The organism is Streptomyces sp. NPDC127595, from assembly GCF_042671685.1.
Lineage (GTDB): Bacteria > Actinomycetota > Actinomycetes > Streptomycetales > Streptomycetaceae > Streptomyces.
The window spans coordinates 628247-645389 of record NZ_JBHXWK010000001.1; the positions used below are offsets into that span (position 1 = coordinate 628247).

General features: G+C 70.0%; 16 protein-coding genes. 10 read left to right on the plus strand and 6 right to left on the minus strand.

Annotation, left to right across the window (positions count from 1 at the left end; all coding sequences use genetic code 11):
- Positions 1–166: 166 nt before the first annotated feature.
- Positions 167–1012, plus strand: a complete 846-nt coding sequence (locus tag ACFVKT_RS02710) for a polysaccharide deacetylase family protein (protein ID WP_385726797.1) — start codon at positions 167–169, stop codon at positions 1010–1012.
- A 48-nt stretch (positions 1013–1060) separates the two neighbouring features.
- On the opposite strand, the gene ACFVKT_RS02715 is transcribed toward ACFVKT_RS02710, so the two are convergent.
- A complete protein-coding gene (locus ACFVKT_RS02715; protein ID WP_385726799.1) occupies positions 1061–1729 on the minus strand; it encodes a class F sortase in 669 nt (222 codons plus the stop codon).
- A 332-nt stretch (positions 1730–2061) separates the two neighbouring features.
- Between ACFVKT_RS02715 and ACFVKT_RS02720 the strand changes: the two genes are divergently transcribed.
- The gene (locus tag ACFVKT_RS02720) at positions 2062–2550 is read left to right on the plus strand and encodes a hypothetical protein (protein WP_385726801.1); all 489 of its coding nucleotides are present in this window, start codon (positions 2062–2064) and stop codon (positions 2548–2550) included.
- Between the two features lie 113 nt (positions 2551–2663).
- On the opposite strand, the gene ACFVKT_RS02725 is transcribed toward ACFVKT_RS02720, so the two are convergent.
- The 3 genes from ACFVKT_RS02725 to ACFVKT_RS02735 form a co-directional block, all read right to left on the minus strand.
- A complete protein-coding gene (locus ACFVKT_RS02725) occupies positions 2664–3197 on the minus strand; it encodes a hypothetical protein (protein ID WP_385726803.1) in 534 nt (177 codons plus the stop codon).
- A 237-nt stretch (positions 3198–3434) separates the two neighbouring features.
- Positions 3435–4199 (minus strand): hypothetical protein, encoded by a 765-nt coding sequence (locus ACFVKT_RS02730; protein ID WP_385726805.1) that lies wholly within the window; start codon positions 4197–4199, stop codon positions 3435–3437.
- 15 nt (positions 4200–4214) lie between these two features.
- Positions 4215–4343: a hypothetical protein gene (locus ACFVKT_RS02735; RefSeq protein WP_385726807.1), complete on the minus strand. Its 129-nt coding sequence runs from the start codon at positions 4341–4343 to the stop codon at positions 4215–4217.
- Positions 4344–5120: 777 nt separating this feature from the next.
- Here ACFVKT_RS02735 and ACFVKT_RS02740 point away from each other — a divergent pair.
- From ACFVKT_RS02740 to ACFVKT_RS02750, 3 genes are all read left to right on the plus strand, one after another.
- Positions 5121–6053 (plus strand): SCO0930 family lipoprotein, encoded by a 933-nt coding sequence (locus ACFVKT_RS02740; protein ID WP_385726809.1) that lies wholly within the window; start codon positions 5121–5123, stop codon positions 6051–6053.
- Between the two features lie 411 nt (positions 6054–6464).
- Entirely contained in the window at positions 6465–7277 is an 813-nt protein-coding gene (locus ACFVKT_RS02745) for an SAM-dependent methyltransferase (RefSeq protein WP_385726811.1), read from the plus strand.
- Positions 7274–9409, plus strand: a complete 2136-nt coding sequence (locus tag ACFVKT_RS02750; RefSeq protein ID WP_385726813.1) for a putative bifunctional diguanylate cyclase/phosphodiesterase — start codon at positions 7274–7276, stop codon at positions 9407–9409. The genes ACFVKT_RS02745 and ACFVKT_RS02750 overlap by 4 nt, the downstream gene beginning before the upstream one ends.
- Before the next feature lie 127 nt (positions 9410–9536).
- Here the strand turns inward: ACFVKT_RS02750 and ACFVKT_RS02755 are convergent, their stop codons facing one another.
- Positions 9537–10421: a LysR family transcriptional regulator gene (locus ACFVKT_RS02755; protein WP_385726815.1), complete on the minus strand. Its 885-nt coding sequence runs from the start codon at positions 10419–10421 to the stop codon at positions 9537–9539.
- A 120-nt stretch (positions 10422–10541) separates the two neighbouring features.
- Here ACFVKT_RS02755 and ACFVKT_RS02760 point away from each other — a divergent pair, with 120 nt between their 5' ends.
- The 5 genes from ACFVKT_RS02760 to ACFVKT_RS02780 all read left to right on the plus strand — a co-directional run bounded on the left by ACFVKT_RS02760 (position 10542) and on the right by ACFVKT_RS02780 (position 15973).
- Complete coding sequence (locus ACFVKT_RS02760) at positions 10542–11213, plus strand: succinate dehydrogenase (RefSeq protein ID WP_385728108.1); 672 nt, start codon at positions 10542–10544, stop codon at positions 11211–11213.
- Positions 11214–11215: 2 nt separating this feature from the next.
- A complete protein-coding gene (locus ACFVKT_RS02765) occupies positions 11216–13165 on the plus strand; it encodes a fumarate reductase/succinate dehydrogenase flavoprotein subunit (RefSeq protein ID WP_385726817.1) in 1950 nt (649 codons plus the stop codon).
- Positions 13162–13911, plus strand: a complete 750-nt coding sequence (locus tag ACFVKT_RS02770) for a succinate dehydrogenase/fumarate reductase iron-sulfur subunit (protein WP_385726819.1) — start codon at positions 13162–13164, stop codon at positions 13909–13911. Before ACFVKT_RS02765 ends, ACFVKT_RS02770 begins: the two co-directional genes overlap by 4 nt.
- 260 nt (positions 13912–14171) lie before the next feature.
- The gene (locus ACFVKT_RS02775) at positions 14172–14942 is read left to right on the plus strand and encodes a GNAT family N-acetyltransferase (RefSeq protein ID WP_385726821.1); all 771 of its coding nucleotides are present in this window, start codon (positions 14172–14174) and stop codon (positions 14940–14942) included.
- A 176-nt stretch (positions 14943–15118) separates the two neighbouring features.
- Positions 15119–15973 carry a lysophospholipid acyltransferase family protein gene (locus tag ACFVKT_RS02780; protein ID WP_385728110.1) on the plus strand — a complete coding sequence of 285 codons (855 nt, stop codon included), beginning with the start codon at positions 15119–15121 and terminating at the stop codon, positions 15971–15973.
- Between the two features lie 52 nt (positions 15974–16025).
- On the opposite strand, the gene ACFVKT_RS02785 is transcribed toward ACFVKT_RS02780, so the two are convergent.
- Positions 16026–17063 carry an LLM class flavin-dependent oxidoreductase gene (locus ACFVKT_RS02785; RefSeq protein ID WP_385726823.1) on the minus strand — a complete coding sequence of 346 codons (1038 nt, stop codon included), beginning with the start codon at positions 17061–17063 and terminating at the stop codon, positions 16026–16028.
- Between the last annotated feature and the right edge of the window lie 80 nt (positions 17064–17143).

Consider the following 17143-nt stretch of genomic DNA (forward strand, 5'->3'; position numbering starts at 1 on the left):
CGGAACCCCCAGGTCCGTGAAGCGCGCGGGCACACCTGGCCAGGGCGAACCCGAATTAATGGTGCTGTTGGTGCGCCGCCGCCGAAATGGTCCAGGCGGGTGCTTTCGTGGGCCCGCACCGGTGTTGCTGAACTGCGGCACCCCTCAACTGGGTGACTGATGAGTCATGAAAAAGGATCAGCTGCTTACCCGGCGCCGGGCGTTGATCGCCGGTGCCGCCGTCCTGGGCGCGGCCGGTGCGGCGGGCACGGCCCACGTCCTCACCGCCGAACCGGCCTCGCTACCGGTACGCACCGCCCCGGCCGCCGCGGGCCCGCAGGCACGCCGTGCCCTCAAGCCCTCCGCCTACCGGCTCCAGCCCATGACCGGATACGGCCCGCCGCGCGCCAAGGCCGGCCGGACCCTCGTCCGCCACGAGCCGTTCCTGCGCATGTCCGGGCGCGGCCGCAGCATGGTGCTGACCTTCGACGACGGCCCCGATCCGCGCTACACCCCGGACATCCTCAGCACCCTGCGCGACTACGACGTGCGGGCGATGTTCTTCGTGTGCGGCGAGATGGCCCTCGACAACAAGGACCTGCTGCGCGAGATGGCCGACGACGGACACACCGTCGGCAACCACACCTGGTCCCATCCGCTGCTGACCAAGCTCTCCCGCTCGGCGATCCACTCCGAGATGGAGCGCACCTGCGAGGTCATCGACGACGCCTACGGTGAACCGCCCACCTGGTTCCGCGCGCCTTACGGAGCCTGGAACCGCGCGGCCTTCCAACTCGGCGCCGACCTGGGAATGGAGCCGCTGGCCTGGACGGTCGACACCCTCGACTGGACGTCCCCGGGCACCCGCACCATCGTCGGCCGGGTCGAGGACGGTGCCGCCCCGGGCGTCGTGGTGCTCTCGCACGACGCGGGCGGCGACCGCTCGCAGAGCGTCCGGGCGCTGCGCGACTATCTGCCGCAACTGCTGGATTCCGGCTACCACATCACCGTGCCGCGCCGGCAGTACGCCTAGGCCACCTCCACCTCTCCACGGGCTTTCGCCCGCCCGGCCGGGGAACGCTCAGCGAACCTCGGCCAGGCGGGCGAACACCACGACGTTTCCGTCGTAGCCGTGCTGCTTGGAGAAACCGCCCCCGCAGGTGATGACCCGCAATTCGGGGGCTTCCTTGCTGCCGTACACGCGGTCACCGGGGAAGTTGCTCTTCTCGAAGACCTCGATGCCGTAGATCTCGAATACGGCGGTCTTCCCGTCCTTGCGCTGCACCTCGATACGGTTTCCCTTTTTGAGCGCCCCGAGCCCGTAGAAAACGGCGGGTCCGCGCATGTTGTCCACATGGCCGTCGATCACGGCCGTGCCCTTCTCGCCGGGCGAGACCGCGCCGGTGAACCAGCCCGCGAGGTTCGGGTCGTCGGGCGGCGGCGCGTCGACCCACCCGTCCAGGTCCAGGCCCACCGGCATGACCGGCGCGTCGACCCGGATCGACGGGATCCTGACCCGGTCGACCACGGAGTACGGCAGTGGGGCCGGCAGATTCGAGAAGGTGCCGCCCGGGGAGCGGTTGCTGTCAGCAGCCGCCGCCGAAGCGGGCTGCGGCGGGCCCACGTCGAACTCACCGGAACCATTGCGAATCAGAGCGAGGCCGGTCAGCAGAACAAGCGCTATCACGCCCCACGGGGCGCGCTTCTTCTGCCGCTGCTCCTCCTCTTCGACCAGCTCGGACGCAGACATTTGCAATCCCCTCTCGACGCGGCCGTCGCCGCGTCCGTCGCGCATATGAGAACGCTAAGTGCTGCAGGCCCGGCGGGCGACGGGGCAAAGGCGAACGGGTGGTGGAGCAGGCACTTCGTGAGCCATCCGAGTTGCCGTGGCCAGGAATTTTCTGACGGTCCGTGACCTGCGGCAATATCCGATTGTGTGGAATTCTCTCGGCGTGTCTTCTCACCAGGACGGACCATTCTCGAAATGCGGCTCTGTGCAAGGCATCTGAGGGTCTGTCTGGGAGGCGCTTTCTCGCCGATCGACCGGGGACGGTTCCCGGGGCGTCTTCCGCGGAGGATCACATGCGTACTACTCGTGCCCTGGCGGTCAGTGCCGCCGCGGTCGCCGCGGTGGGGCTCGCCGCTCCGATGGCCGCGGCGTGGAACAACCCGAGCAACATCGTCGCCATGCCCAGCGTCATCGCCAGCGGCGGCCAGCTCACCGTGACCGTCGACGGGTGCCCCACCGGGGGCACCATGACCTCGCCCGCGTTCCGGCAGGCGACCCTCTCCCGCATCACCGGCAGCAACGAGACGTCGAGCGGAACGGCGACCATCGACCGGAACGCACGCCCCGGCTCGTACGACATCTCGGTCAACTGCACCGGGACGGGCACCCTGACCCGTCCCGCGGCCTTCACCGTCATCGGGGGTGTCCGCGGTGGTCTCGGCGGCAGCAGCTCCAGCGGTGCCACGCCCACCGACATGGCGATCGGCGGCGGGCTCGTGGCCGCTGCCGCGGTCGGTGGTGGGGTGTTCTGGATGCGGCGCAGGTCGGAGAAGAGGATCTGACCGGGTCTCCTTCTCGGAAACAGGTCTCCGCTTTCGGAAACCGCACGTGACAGCCCTTCGCCCCGGACCCTCTCGAAAGGGTCCGGGGCGAAGGGCTGTGCTCTGCCGTGCCGTCAGGAGTCGTCGGCCGAGGTGCGTCGGCGCGACATGTACCAAGCCGCGCCGACGGAACCCGCGATGAGGGCGGTTCCCAGGCCGATCTCCTTCATGTCGAAGCCGCCGACAGTGCCGCCGACACCGGCCCTGACGCCCCGTTGCACCGGGACGGGGTTATGGGTCGAGTCGCCGGAACGGCCGGTGGCGATGGTGAGGTCGGTGTGACCGCTCACGCCGTCACATGTGAACGTGACCTCGTACACGGCACCCGGTTTGGCGTCCCAGTCGACCGTGGCCGTGGCCGAGGACTGACCCTGCTGGATGGTGACGGTGTCGAAGACACCCGAGGTGACCGTGGCGCGTCCCCGGCACCCCCCGTCTCTCTTCAGCAGCAGTGAGACCTGGCCGCCGGCGGCGATGGTCGAGGGCTGCACGCTGAAGCCGAACGGGGTGATGTTGTTGTTCTCGTCGCCCGCGAAGGCGGCGGGTGCGGTGAAGGTCAGGGCGGTGACGCCCAGCAGTGCGGCCGAAGCGACGCGTATCGCGCGCATGGTGAGCCTCCAGGTCCCCGAGGAGCCTTGCTGCGGACCTTTTCCGCTTGCGCCAGAAATGCACCTCGATGATCGAACGCTAGGAAAGGCCGGGCCTGCGCGCGATCGCTGTCGCGCGAATGGGGCAACAGTGTGGGCCGCACAGGGGACGCGGTGCGTGCGGCAGGGGGACGGACGCGGCGTGGCGTCCGTCCCTCTGCCCGCTGATCCGGTCCCGGAGCCCTTGTTGAGGGTCCGTCAACCGGGAAGGTTCGGGAACAGCGCGGCGAACGGTTCGGCCGAGGCTGTGATGCCCCTGCTGTAGGGCGCGTCGAAGTCCCAGATCAGGAAGAGCAGGAAGGCGATCAGCGAGGAGAACAGCCCGGCGAGGATCAGCTCGCGCACCGTACGCCGGATCTGCAGCGCGAAGACCATCCCCACGGTGACCACACCGCCGCTGATCAGTCCGAACCACACCACGCCCGGCATGGTCGCCCCCGTCGAGTCGGCGCGGGAATTCCGTGCGGCGCCGGCCATGGTGACCTGGTCGACGAGGGGCTGGTACGCCTGGGCCTCGAAGTCGGTCTTCGGCTCGTAGTCGGTGACGTCCGCACGGATGCGGTCGAAGAGCCGGCCGCCCTTCACGGTCACCCGGCCCTGGTCCGCCATGGTCTTCCACTCGGTGTCGACCACATAGCCGACATACGAGTCGACGTCGCTGCGGATGTGGTCACGCACGTCGGGCGGGTAGACGCGGACCCTCTCCGAGATCTCGTGCAGGGCCTGGGCCTCCGCCTGCACATGGTCCTGGGCCACACCACGGCCCTCCCAGACACCCGCGATCGCCAGGCCGAGGACGATGGCGTAGACCACGCCGATCATCATCGTCATGTACTCGATGACGTCGGGGGTCTCGGACGGATCCTCGTCCTCGCGGACCGTGCGATGGCGTACGAGGGTCACGATGAGGACGACGACGCATGCCGCGCCCATCGCGAGGGCGAGAACAAGCCATTCCGACAAAGATGCCTCCAGAAATCAGCGCGGGCGCAGCGCCGCGACGGCGAGCACCGCGGGCGCGGTGATCAGCAGGGTGAGTGAGACCAGGGACGGTCCGCCGCGGGGCGGTTGCCGCCGCGTCTGGGCGTGGTACGCCGGATAACTCACCGGGGTCGGCGAGGGCTTGGGGCGGGCGCTCGGAGTGGGTGTTGGTGTCGGTGTCGGTGTCGGCGGGGGCGGGGGCGTGGGTGCAGGTACCGGCTTCGGTGCGACAGGCCGTGGGGCCGGCGCGGGAGGAGGCGGTGGGGGTGGCGGCGGTGGTGGTGGGGGCGGTTCGGGCACCGGTGTGGGCGTTGGCACAGGCGTCGGTGTCGGTGTCGGTTTGGGGGGTGGTGGCTTGGGAGGTGGCGGGGGTTCGGGGGTTGGCGTCGGGGTCGGGGTGGGAGTTGGGGTGGGTGTCGGGCACGGCGGGGGAGGTGTCGGGGTCGGGCAGGTGTTGTTGCCGGCGACCGCCACCGCTCCGGTGCCGTCGGGGCCGACGGAGGCGTAGGCGCAGGAGTCGGCGACCGCCGGGCTCCCCGCGGTTCCGATGAGCATCCAGGCGAGCGTCAGCAGCGCCGTTGCCCGTATGACGAGGGCGGACCAAGTCCGCTTGGGTCCATGCACGACGGCGATCATCGGTCGTATCTGGGCCGCGCAGGAGCTGGCTGAGAAGGGTTACCCCGAATGGAGGATGTCCGGGTCCGGGCGGTTTGACGGGCCGAGCGGTGAACGCCGGCGGAGGGGAACGGGCGTGCGATCTCGTGGTGCGGGGCCGCCGGGGCACAGGGTTCGGAAAGAAATTTGAGGGGTGGTTGAACATTCCCGCCACTCCCGCCCGTACCTATGGCCATGCGCGGCGCTGCAGGGCGCCGCAACATCTATGCCAACAGCGGGAGTTACCAAATGAAGACCTCCTGGCGGAGCGCCTCGCTCGTAGCGACAGCTGCGGCCATGCTGGCGCTCACGACGGCGTGCGGTCAGGAACAGGGCACCCAGTCGACCGTGGGCCAGAACGTTGGCGCCACCGCGGCCGCGGGCGACTACGGACTGTCCAGCCCGAGCCCGGCGGGAGTCGGCGCAGCCGCCACCCAGGCGAAGTCCGCGGGTGCGCTCACCATTGCGAAGAACGCGACGCTCGGCGAGGTCCTCACCGACAGTGCCGGGCTCACCCTCTACCGCTTCGACAAGGACACCGCCGAGCCGCCGAAGTCGACCTGTGAGGGCGACTGCGCCACCGCTTGGCCGCCGGTTCCGGCGGACGGTGCCACTGCCGCCACCGGTGTGGACGCGGCGCTTCTCGGCGAGGTCACCCGGCCCGACGGCAGCAAGCAGCTGACCGTGGGCGGCTGGCCGATGTACCGGTACGCGAAGGACACGAAGGCGGGTGACACCCTCGGCCAGGCCGTCGGCGGAACCTGGTTCGCGTCGGCGCCCACCGGCAAGAAGGCGACCCTGGCCGACCTGCCCGGCCTGTCTACCCGTAAGGACGCCAAGCTCGGCGAGATCGTCGTCGACAAGAACGGCCTGACGGTCTACCGCTTCACCAAGGACACGGCATGGCCCGACTCGATCTCGGCGTGCACCGGCGCCTGCCTGGAGAAGTGGCCGGCGGTCGCGCCGGTCGAGGAGGCCGACATCAAGGGTCTCGACATCGACTCGGACGGCCTGATGCCCTTCACCCGGTCGGACGGCGCCAAGCAGATGGCCCTCGACTGCTGGCCCATCTACACCTTCTCCGGTGACGAGGCTCCCGGAGACACCAACGGACAGGGCGTAGGCGGCACTTGGTACGCCGTGTCGCCCGCAGGAAAGCTGGTCGGCGCGCCGAAGCAGTAGATCACCTCCCCAGGGTTCGATCGCCTCAACCGGGCACCCGTGAAACGTGGAAGGGAGTGGACACAGACAGGCTGGAGTGCCGGAAGAGAAGAAAAAGCGCGCGCGACCCAGGTCCGCTCCCTCCGTACCGCACGGAGGGAGCGGGCCACTTGGCGTGTCCGGGTGGGGTAATCCCCGGCGACTCTTCGTAACTCCCCGGGGCCTATTTGGAATGCTTCGGAGCGATTTCCCGGTTACGGCGGGCGGTGTGTTCGAAGGCTGTTCACAGGGCGCCAATTGGGCACTTGCCGGAGGCAGCGACCGAGAACGGACGGTCAATTTCCGTTTTGGCTCGCTCCTTTGGCAGGCGATCAGTAGCCTCAGCTCGAACACCGGATCGCCTACGCCGTCGTCTACGCCTTGGAGAGATAGATGGAGCGTCCCGCCTGGGCCCCTCGGAGCATTGACATCTCAGTGCCGAGCGTGTCCCGCATATACGACTACTACCTTGGCGGTTCGCACAACTTCGAGGTCGACCGGGAGGCGGCCCGCAAGGCGATGGGGTTCATGCCGGGACTGCCCAAGATCATGCAGGCGAACCGTGCGTTCATGCGCCGCGCGGTGCGTTTCGCCACCGGCGAGGGCATCACCCAGTTCCTCGACATCGGTTCCGGCATCCCGACCTTCGGCAATGTCCATGAGATCGCTCAGGAGTCCAGACCCGGCGCGCACGTCGTGTACGTCGACAACGACCCGGTGGCCGTCGCGCACAGCCAGGCCGTCCTGGAGGGCAACGAGAACGCGGACGTCCTCGCCGCCGATCTGCTCAAGCCCCGGGAGATCCTGGCGAGTTCCCAGGTTCAGCGGCTGATCGACCTGAACCGGCCGGTCGCCCTCCTGCTCGTTGCCATACTGCACTTCGTGGAGGACGCGGACGACCCGTACGGAGCGGTGGCCGAGCTGCGCGACGCGCTCGCGCCGGGCAGCCTGCTCGTCGTCACACACGCCTCGTACGAGGGAATCCCACTTCCCCAGGAACAGGCCGAGGGCACGGTCGACGTGTACAAGAACATCCGCAACCCGCTGATCATGCGCTCGCGCGAGGACGTCGCGCGGTTCTTCGAGGGGTACGACATGGTGGAACCGGGACTGGTGCCGATGCCGAAGTGGCGGCCCGACACGGCACCGGAGGACGAGGATGCGTTCTCCTTCTCCGGGTTCGCCGGCGTGGGACGCACAGCGTGACCGCCGAACCGGACGGGCCGGAGGACAGACTCCGCAGATTCGCGACGATCTGGAGCCGGGCGGTCTTCCCGGTCACCTCGACGTCGCTGACCAGGCTCGAGTTCGAGGTCCAACTGCTGCCGCTCGCCCGACGGTTGAGCGACGCGCTGCTGGCCAGGACCTTCGAGGCCGCCGAGGGCCAGGCGGTCGGCGCCGCGCTCATCGACGCGCACTGCACCGACCCGGAGGCGCTCAGCCGGGCCCTCGACTGCGTCGACGCCTATCTGGTGCTCTACTGCGGCGAGGACGGGCCCCAGGAGGCGCTGCGGACCCGCTCGGCGCGGTTGCAGCACGCCATGGCCGCCGGGTTCGCGCAGGCGCTGCGGGAGCGGACGCTGGCCGAGCAGGAAGCCATCTCCCGGGCCGCGCTGAACGCCCGCAGCCTGGTGGCTGAGGCGCTGCACGCGAGCGAGGCCCGTTTCCGCGCGGTGTTCGAGGGCGCGGCCATAGGGATCGGCATCGCCGACCTCGAAGGCAACATCCTCCAGGTCAACGGAGCACTGCTGCGCATGTTCGGCGGCTCCGAGCAGTCGATGCGCGGCCGACGGGTCCAGGAGTGGACGCATCCCGACGACGCTCCGCAAGTGTGGCCGCTGTACGAGGAGTTGGTCCGTGGCGAGCGCGAGCACTACCACGTCGAAAAAGCCTTCTACCGCCCCGACGGCACGGCCCTGTGGACCAACCTGACGGTCTCCCTGCTGCGTGACGCGGACGGCGCACCGCAGTACCAGCTCGCGCTCATGGAGGACACCACCGAGCGGCGGCTGCTGAATCTGCGGCTGCGCTACGAGGCCACCCACGACGCGCTCACCGGGCTGCCCAACCGGACCCTGTTCTTCGAGCGCCTGGAGAAGGCGCTGTCCGCGGGCGACGGCCAGCGCTTCGGGCTCTGCTATCTCGACCTCGACGGTTTCAAGACCATCAACGACAGCCTCGGGCACGCCGCCGGCGACCGGCTGCTCGTCGAGGTCGCCGACCGCCTCCAGTCCTGCGCGACGGCCTCCGGCGAGATGGTCGCCCGGCTCGGCGGCGACGAGTTCGTGGCGCTGACCACCGGAACCGACACCGAGCGCGAGGTCGACGAACTCGCCGGGCGCATCATGAACGCGCTGGTCACCCCGATCAGCATCGACGGGCGTGATCTGACGGTGCGCGGCAGCATCGGCGTCGTCGAGGGTCCCGCCGGCGAGCGCGGCCCCGCGGAGGTGCTGCGCAGCGCGGACATCACCATGTACCGGGCCAAGTCCGCGGGCGGCAACCGTTTCGAGCTCGCCGACCCCGAGGCCGACGCCCGCGCGATCACGCGGCACGGGCTCACCACGGCGCTCCCGGCAGCTCTGGAGCGGGGCGAGTTCTTCATCGAGTACCAGCCCCTGGTCCACCTCGGTGACGGCAGTGTGCGGGGCGCCGAGGCGCTGGTCCGCTGGCTGCACCCGCAGCACGGCGTCCTGGGCCCCGACCAGTTCATCCCGCTCGCCGAGCACACCGGGCTGATCGTGCCGCTCGGCCGCTGGGTCCTGGAGCAGTCGGTCCGGCAGGCCAGCCTCTGGCAGGAACGGCACGCCGACGCGGGCTCGTTGCGCATCAACGTCAACCTGTCGCCGTGCCAGCTGACCCACCCTGGGCTGGTCCAGGACACGGTCGACATCCTGGAGCGGTCCGGGCTCGACCCGGACGGGCTGTGCCTGGAGGTCACCGAGTCCGCGCTGATCGGCGCGGACGACGATCTCCTCAAGCCGCTGCGCCGGCTGGCCGAGATGGGCGTCGACATCGCCCTCGACGACTTCGGCACGGGCTACTCCAACCTCGCCAACCTGCGCCGTCTGCCGGTCAGCGTCCTCAAGCTGGACCGGTCCTTCACCCAGAGCATGCAGCAGTTCCCGGCGGACCCGACCGACCTGAAGATCGTCGAGGGCATCGTCACGCTGGCCCACAGCCTCGACCTCGCGGTCACGGTCGAGGGCGTGGAAACCGGCGCCCAGGCCGAACAGCTGCGGATACTGGGCTGTGACACGGCTCAGGGCTGGTACTACGCCCGCCCGGGCCCGCCGGACCGACTCCACGATCTGGCACTGGTCGACGCGACGAGCTGATCCCGCACCCCGCGCCCCCGGCCACGCAAGGGGCGCGGGGAACTGCGCGCCCAGCCACGAACAACCTGCGGACCCGGACGGCGCCGAGAGGTACGGCGCTACCGGGGCCCCGGCTTCCAGCGGAGCGTCACCGCTCCAGCAGCATCCGCTGGAGTTCGCGCGCCGCCCGAGGCGGAGCCACATCGCTGCGGTGCGCCAGCGCGATCGTGCGGTGCAGTCCGGGCCGGGCCAGCGGAGTCACCCGCAGTCCGCGCCCGGAACGGGTGGCGACCATGCGGGGAACGACGGCCACGCCGAGCCCCGCCCGGACGAAGCCCAGGACCGCGTCCATCTCGCCGCCCTCGACGGCGAAGTCGGGCTCGAAGCCCTCGGCGCGGCAGGCCGCGACTGTCAGCTCGCGCAGGTCGTAGCCGTGCCGGAACATCACCAGGCGCTCGCCCTCCAGGTCGGCGACGCGCACGGTGCTGCGGCCCCACCCGGGCGCGGCCGCGGCCGGTGACGACACCACCACCAGGTCCTCGCGCAGCAGCTCCACCGTGGTCAGCGCCGGGGACGGCGTGGGCAGCGGCAGCACGACCAGGGCGAGGTCGAGGGCGCCGCGCGCGAGTTCCCGTACGAGATCGTGGGAACCCCCTTCCTCGATCAGCAGCCGGATGCCCGGATAGCGGTCGTGGAAGGCGCGCAGCACGTCCGGGAGCAGGCCCGTGCACAGGCTCGGGGTCGCGCCGAGACGGACCCGGCCGCTGCGCAGCTGGGCCAGCTCCTGCACCTCCTGCCGGGCGGTGTCCGCGTCGGCGAGGATGCGGCGGGCCAGCGGGAGGAGCGCCTCGCCGGCGTCCGTGAGCGTGATGTTGCCCCGCGCCCGCAGGAACAGATCCGCCCCCAGCTCGCGCTCCAGCGACTTGATCTGCTGGGAGAGCGAGGGCTGCGCGACATGGACCAGGTCGGCGGCCCGGGTGAAGTGCCGGGTCTCGGCGACGGCCACGAAGTACTGAAGCTGTTGGAACTGCACACCAGCCACGATAGTCCACACCTATGGAAACGAGCCGGACCATGTCTTGGACCGATCGCCCTCTTCGGCCCTAGCGTGCGTGGCATGGCACTGGCAACGCGGACGGACCGAAAACCGTCCTTGACGCGCACCGTGTGGGACTCGTCCGTGGGCAAGAAGACCGTGATGGCCGTCAGCGGCCTGATCATGCTGATGTACCTGGTCGTCCATATGCTCGGCAACCTGAAGATCTTCTTCGGGCCGGGGGAGTTCAACCACTACGCGCACTGGCTGCGGACCCTCGGCGAGCCCTTTCTGCACTACGAGTGGGCGCTGTGGATCATCCGCGTCGTCCTCGTGGTGGCCGTCGTCGCGCACGCCACCGCCGCCTACCAGCTCAGCCGTCGCGACATCAGGGCGCGGCCCAGCGGTTACGTCCACAAGAAGCGGCGCGCGAGCTATGCCACGCGCACCATGCGCTGGGGCGGGATCATCCTCGGCCTCTTCATCGTCTGGCACATCCTCGACCTGACGACCGGCACCGTGCACCCGGACGGATTCCAGCCCGGACACCCGTACCAGAACGTCATCGACACCTTCTCGACCTGGTACGGCGACACCATCTACATCGTCGCGATGCTCGCCCTCGGCCTGCATATCCGGCACGGCTTCTGGAGCGCCGCACAGACGCTGGGCGCCGGCAGCCGCTCCCGTGACCGCGCCCTCAAGACCGTCGCGAACGGCCTCGCACTGGTGCTGACGGCGGGCTTCCTCGCCGTACCCGTCGGCGTCATGACCGGATTGGTGAGCTGACCATGACCTCTTACGCGGACTTCGTGACCGGTGAGCCGGTCGTCGACGGCAAGGCCCCGCAGGGCCCGGTCAACGAGCGCTGGGACACGCGCCGTTTCGAGGCGAAGCTCGTCAACCCCGCCAACCGTCGCAAGCACACGGTGATCGTCGTCGGCACGGGCCTCGCGGGCGGCTCCGCCGGCGCCACGCTCGCCGAACAGGGCTACCACGTCGTGCAGTTCTGCTACCAGGACTCGCCCCGCCGCGCCCACTCGATCGCCGCTCAGGGCGGCATCAACGCGGCGAAGAACTACCGCAACGACGGCGACTCCGTGCACCGGCTGTTCTACGACACCGTCAAGGGCGGCGACTTCAGGGCACGGGAGTCCAACGTCCACCGCCTCGCCCAGATCTCGGTCGAGATCATCGACCAGTGCGTCGCACAGGGCGTGCCCTTCGCGCGCGAGTACGGCGGACTGCTCGACACCCGTTCGTTCGGCGGCGTCCAGGTGTCGCGGACCTTCTACGCCCGCGGCCAGACGGGCCAGCAGCTCCTTCTCGGCGCGTACCAGGCGTTGTCACGGCAGATCGCCGCAGGCAACATCGAGATGCACGCGCGGACCGAGATGCTCGACGTGATCGTCGTCGAGGGCCGGGCCCGCGGAATCGTCGCCCGCGATCTGATCACCGGGAAGATCGACACGTACTTCGCGGACGCCGTCGTCCTGGCCAGCGGTGGCTACGGGAACGTCTTCTACCTCTCGACCAACGCGATGAACTCCAACGCGACCGCGATCTGGCGGGCGCACCGGCGCGGCGCCTACTTCGCCAACCCCTGCTTCACCCAGATCCACCCCACCTGCATCCCGCGCACCGGCGAACACCAGTCGAAGCTGACGCTGATGAGCGAGTCGCTGCGCAACGACGGCCGGATCTGGGTGCCGAAGGCGCAGGGCGACACCCGCCCGGCGAACGAGATCCCCGAGGACGAGCGCGACTACTACCTCGAGCGCATCTACCCCGCCTTCGGCAACCTCGTGCCCCGCGACATCGCCTCCCGGGCCGCCAAGAACGTCTGCGACGAAGGGCGCGGAGTCGGCCCCGGCGGCCAGGGCGTCTACCTCGACTTCGCCGACGCCATCCGGCGGATGGGCAAGGCCAAGGTCGAGGAGAAGTACGGCAACCTCTTCGACATGTACGCCCGGATCACCGCCGAGGACCCGTACACCGTGCCGATGCGGATCTACCCCGCCGTGCACTACACGATGGGCGGACTGTGGGTCGACTACGACCTCCAGACCACGATTCCGGGCCTGTTCGCGATCGGCGAGGCCAACTTCTCCGACCACGGCGCGAACCGGCTGGGCGCCTCGGCCCTGATGCAGGGCCTCGCCGACGGCTACTTCGTCCTGCCTTCGACCATCAACGACTACCTCGCCCGCAACCCCCACCACGAGCAGGTCACCGACGAACACCCGGCAGTCCAGGAGGTGCTGGCCGAGACCGAGGACCGGCTGCGGCTGCTCCTGTCCGTCGACGGCGACCGCACCCCCGACTCCTTCCACCGCGAACTCGGCGAACTCATGTGGGAGTTCTGCGGCATGGCCCGCACGGAGACCGGGCTGCGCAAGGCACTTGAGCGCATCCCGCAGATCCGCGAGGAGTTCTGGCGGCGCATCAAGGTTCCCGGCATCGGCGAGGAGTTCAACCAGTCGCTGGAGAAGGCCAACCGGATCGTCGACTACCTCGAACTCGCCGAGCTCATGTGCCTCGACGCGCTGAACCGGAGCGAGTCCTGCGGCGGGCACTTCCGCGAGGAGTCCCAGACCCCGGACGGCGAAGCGGCGCGCAAGGACGAGGAGTTCTCGTACGCGGCGGCTTGGGAGTTCACAGTCACCGGCGGCGCGCCCGTCCTGCACAAGGAAGACCTGGTCTTCGAGTACGTCCACCCCACCCAGCGGAGCTACGCATGAAGCTCACCCTGCGCGTCTGGCGGCAGCGCAACGCCGACGCCGACGGAGCGATGTCCACCTACGAAGTGGACGGCATCTCGGCCGACATGTCCTTCCTGGAGATGCTCGACACCCTCAACGAGGAACTCATCCTCAAGGGCGAGGACCCCGTCGCCTTCGACCACGACTGCCGCGAGGGCATCTGCGGCGCCTGCTCACTCGTCATCAACGGCGACGCACACGGCCCCGAGCGCACCACCTCCTGCCAGCTCCACATGCGGTCCTTCAAGGACGGCGACACCATCGACGTCGAGCCGTGGCGCGCTTCGGCGTTCCCGGTCGTGAAGGACCTCGTCGTCGACCGGTCGGCCTTCGACCGGATCATCCAGGCCGGCGGCTACATCACCGTCCCGACGGGAGCGGCGCCCGAGGCCCACGCCACGCCCGTGCCCAAGCCGGACGCCGACTTCGCCTTCGAACACGCCGAGTGCATCGGCTGCGGCGCCTGCGTCGCGGCCTGCCCCAACGGCGCCGCGATGCTGTTCACTTCGGCGAAGATCAACCACCTCAACGTGCTGCCGCAGGGCGCGCCCGAGCGCGAGACCCGCGTCCTGGACATGGTGGCGCAGATGGACGAAGAGGGCTTCGGCGGCTGCACTCTCGCCGGAGAATGCGCGACCGCCTGCCCCAAGGGGATCCCGCTGGTCTCCATCACCGGGATGAACAAGGAGTGGCTGCGCGCGACCCGTAAGGCGGGAAAGCGGTAGCCGTACGACGTTCGCCGTCAATGTGCGGACGGGCGGGACCGGGGGTGGTGCTCAGCCCGGTCCCGTCTCGCATCTGCGGAGGGGCGGATTCCGTACGGGCGCCCGTCCTTGCCGTCCCCTGGCATTCAGCATCCTCACATCCTGGCTCTCGGCACAGGTAACTCCTAGGCCAACCGGCGTCGGAAGAACAGGAGCGCGCAGACCGAACAGATCCGGGCTGCCACCGCTCCGCCGAACCGGCCCGTGACCAGGAGAGTGCCATGACCGGCGTATCCACGCTCGACAGCCCCCCACTGTCGGCCGCCCCCACCCGCTACACCGTGACCCTCGCCCGCGACGAGGACGACGTCCGCGCCGCACAGCGGCTGCGTCACGACGTGTTCGCGGGAGAGATGGGCGCCCTGCTGACCACCCCCCAGCCGGGTCTCGACATCGACGCCTTCGACGCCTACTGCGATCACCTCATGGTCCGTGACACGGAGACCGGCCAGGTCGTCGGAACCTACCGGCTGCTGCCGCCCGAGCGGGCCGCCGTCGCCGGACGCCTGTACTCGGAGAGCGAGTTCGACCTCGGCCCGCTGGCCGCCATCCGCTCCGGGCTCGTCGAGGTCGGCCGCTCCTGCGTGCACCCCGACCACCGCGACGGCGCCGTCATCGGTCTCATCTGGGCCGGGATAGCGCGCTACATGGTCGAAGGCGGCCACGAGTGGCTGGCCGGCTGCTGCTCCATCCCGCTCGCCGACGGCGGCACGCTCGCCGCGGGCACCTGGGACCGCGTCAAGGCCAAGCACCTCGCGCCCGAGGAGTACCGCGTACGGCCGCTGCTTCCCTGGAGCGCCGAGGGCGTCGCCCGGCCCGCACGCACCGAACTGCCCCCGCTGCTGCGCGGCTATCTGCGGCTCGGCGCCTGGGTCTGCGCGGAGCCCGCGCACGACGCGGACTTCGGCGTCGCCGACCTGTACGTGCTGCTGTCGATGCGCAAGGTCAACCCGCGCTATCTGCGGCACTTCCTCTCGCTCGTACCGGCCTGATGAACGCCTCCCGCACCGGCGTCATAGGCGCCGCCACTCGCAACGGGGTCATCCGCGCGTCACGGGTGGGCGTGATACTGCGCCCTCGCCGTGACACGGCGGCGCTCGTCAACCCGGCAGTCGCCACGGCGGCCTTCCCTGCCACCACCAGGAAGCTGCCGTCGCCTCGCCGCGGGATGCGGCCGGTCTCCTTCCGGCCCGTCCAGACGCCCACCAGCGCCTGGCTGCCCAGCGCCCCGTGCACCCCGCGCTTCTGCGTGGACTCCACGGGCTCGATGGCCGCCGCACCGCTCGCCGTACTGCGGCTGTCCACGCTCCTGTTCGTGCTCGTCTTCGGGATCGTGCTGATCCCCGTCGTCGGCCGGATCCCGGCCGCACCGCGCGACCGGCTCATCAGGACGTGGTGCCGGACGATGGTCCGGGCCGCCGGCGTGCGCCTGCGGGTCACCGGTGCCACCCCTCCCGCCGGCGGCCTGCTGGTGGTCGCCAACCACATCTCCTGGATGGACATCCCGCTGCTCGCCGCCGTCCGTCCCGGACGGATGATCGCCAAGGCCGAGATCCGGCAGTGGCCCGTGGCGGGCGCGCTGACCGCGAGCAGCGGCGCGCTGTTCATCGAGCGGGACCGGCTGCGCGCACTGCCGCAAACGGTCGCGCGGATGGCGGACACCCTCCGCGCCGGGTCCACGATGGTGGTGTTCCCGGAAGGCAGCACCTGGTGCGGCAGGGCACAGGGGTACTTCCGCCGGGCCGTCTTCCAGGCCGCGCTCGACGCCGGTGTGCCCGTTCAGCCGGTACGCATCCACTACCGGCTGGACGGGGGAGCGGCGAGCACCGCGCCCGCGTTCGTCGGGAGCGATTCCCTCCTCACCTCGGTGTGGCGGGTCGTCTCGGCCCGCGCCCTGGTCGCCGAGCTGGACCTGCGACCCGTACTCGCACCGGGCGACTACACCGACCGTCGCGAGCTGGCCCGCGCCGCACAAGGAGGACTGCGGATGCCCGGCCCGCACGCACATCCATACGGGGCTTGATGGAAGAGGCCGTCGTGCTTTCGTGCTTCGTGGGGAGTACGACGGCAAAGCCTCAGCTCTCGGTCAGTCCCGTGACCCTGGCGAGCCTCCGGTACGAGTCCAGGAGGGCGTCCCGGTCATACGTGCTGGTGGTGACCAGGACCTCCTGGGCGCCGGTTTCCTTGATGAGGGTTTCCAGGTCGTGGGCGACCTGCTCCTCCGTGCCGGTGATGTGACCGGTGAGGCCGGACTCGTAGAGAGCCCGTTCCTTGGCGGTCATCGGCCGCGCCTCGACCTGATCGGCGGGCGGCAGGGGCGGGAACGTGCCGTGGGTGCGGGAGTACGCCATCGACCAGGCCTCCGGGAGGAGCAGGCGGCGGGCGTCCTGCGGGGTCGCGGCGACCGCGACCGTGCCGGAGATGACGACGTACGGCTCCCGGGCCCAGACGGAGGGGCGGAACGTCTCGCGGTAGTGATCGATCCCGCGGCGCATCTTGTCGCGGTGCCTGAGGTCGCCGATGACCATGGGCAGGCCGGCCCGCGCCGCGATCGTCGCGCCCTCGCCCATGGCCAGGACGAAGGGCGGCACGGTGAGGCCTTCGGAGGGGCGGGCGTGGACGCCGGTCGACGACGTGCCGCGGAACCAGTCGAGCAGTTCGGCGAGCTGCGCCGCGAAGTCCTCGGCGTCGTCCTTCTCCCGGCCGAGCGCCCTGCGTACGCCGTCCGTGAAGCCGACGGAACGGCCCAGGCCCATGTCGATCCGGCCCGGGAACAAGGACTCCAGGACGCCGAACTGTTCGGCCACGACGAGTGGTTGGTGGTTCGGCAGCATCACGCCGCCGGTGCCGACCCGGATCGTACGGGTGGCGGCGGCGACTGCGGCGGCCAGTACGGTCGGCGCGGAGCCGGCGACTCCCGGCACACCGTGGTGCTCCGAGACCCAGAAACGGTGATAGCCGAGAGACTCAAGGTCCTGGGCCAGCCGTACGGTGTCCCGCAGGGCTTCGGGGGCGTCGTGCCCCTCGCGGGTGCGGGAGCGGTCGAGCACGGAGAAGCGCACCGGTTCAGGGCGCGGCCCCGGTGAGGCGGGCGGCTGGTGCGGGCTCGGCATGAGTGCTCCGGCGGAGTTCGGTCGCTGTCGTCGTCAGGGACGTCAACCACCGAACTCCGCCGGAGCTTCCCGGCCGCGGG

Coding starts and splice junctions, on each gene's coding strand:
- ACFVKT_RS02710 (WP_385726797.1), top strand. CDS start 167: ATGAAAAAGGATCAGCTGCTTACCCGGCGCCGGGCGTTGATCGCCGGT.
- ACFVKT_RS02715 (WP_385726799.1), bottom strand. CDS start 1,729: ATGTCTGCGTCCGAGCTGGTCGAAGAGGAGGAGCAGCGGCAGAAGAAG.
- ACFVKT_RS02780 (WP_385728110.1), top strand. CDS start 15,119: ATGCGGCCGGTCTCCTTCCGGCCCGTCCAGACGCCCACCAGCGCCTGG.
- ACFVKT_RS02745 (WP_385726811.1), top strand. CDS start 6,465: ATGGAGCGTCCCGCCTGGGCCCCTCGGAGCATTGACATCTCAGTGCCG.
- ACFVKT_RS02770 (WP_385726819.1), top strand. CDS start 13,162: ATGAAGCTCACCCTGCGCGTCTGGCGGCAGCGCAACGCCGACGCCGAC.
- ACFVKT_RS02775 (WP_385726821.1), top strand. CDS start 14,172: ATGACCGGCGTATCCACGCTCGACAGCCCCCCACTGTCGGCCGCCCCC.
- ACFVKT_RS02785 (WP_385726823.1), bottom strand. CDS start 17,063: ATGCCGAGCCCGCACCAGCCGCCCGCCTCACCGGGGCCGCGCCCTGAA.
- ACFVKT_RS02740 (WP_385726809.1), top strand. CDS start 5,121: ATGAAGACCTCCTGGCGGAGCGCCTCGCTCGTAGCGACAGCTGCGGCC.
- ACFVKT_RS02725 (WP_385726803.1), bottom strand. CDS start 3,197: ATGCGCGCGATACGCGTCGCTTCGGCCGCACTGCTGGGCGTCACCGCC.
- ACFVKT_RS02720 (WP_385726801.1), top strand. CDS start 2,062: ATGCGTACTACTCGTGCCCTGGCGGTCAGTGCCGCCGCGGTCGCCGCG.
- ACFVKT_RS02765 (WP_385726817.1), top strand. CDS start 11,216: ATGACCTCTTACGCGGACTTCGTGACCGGTGAGCCGGTCGTCGACGGC.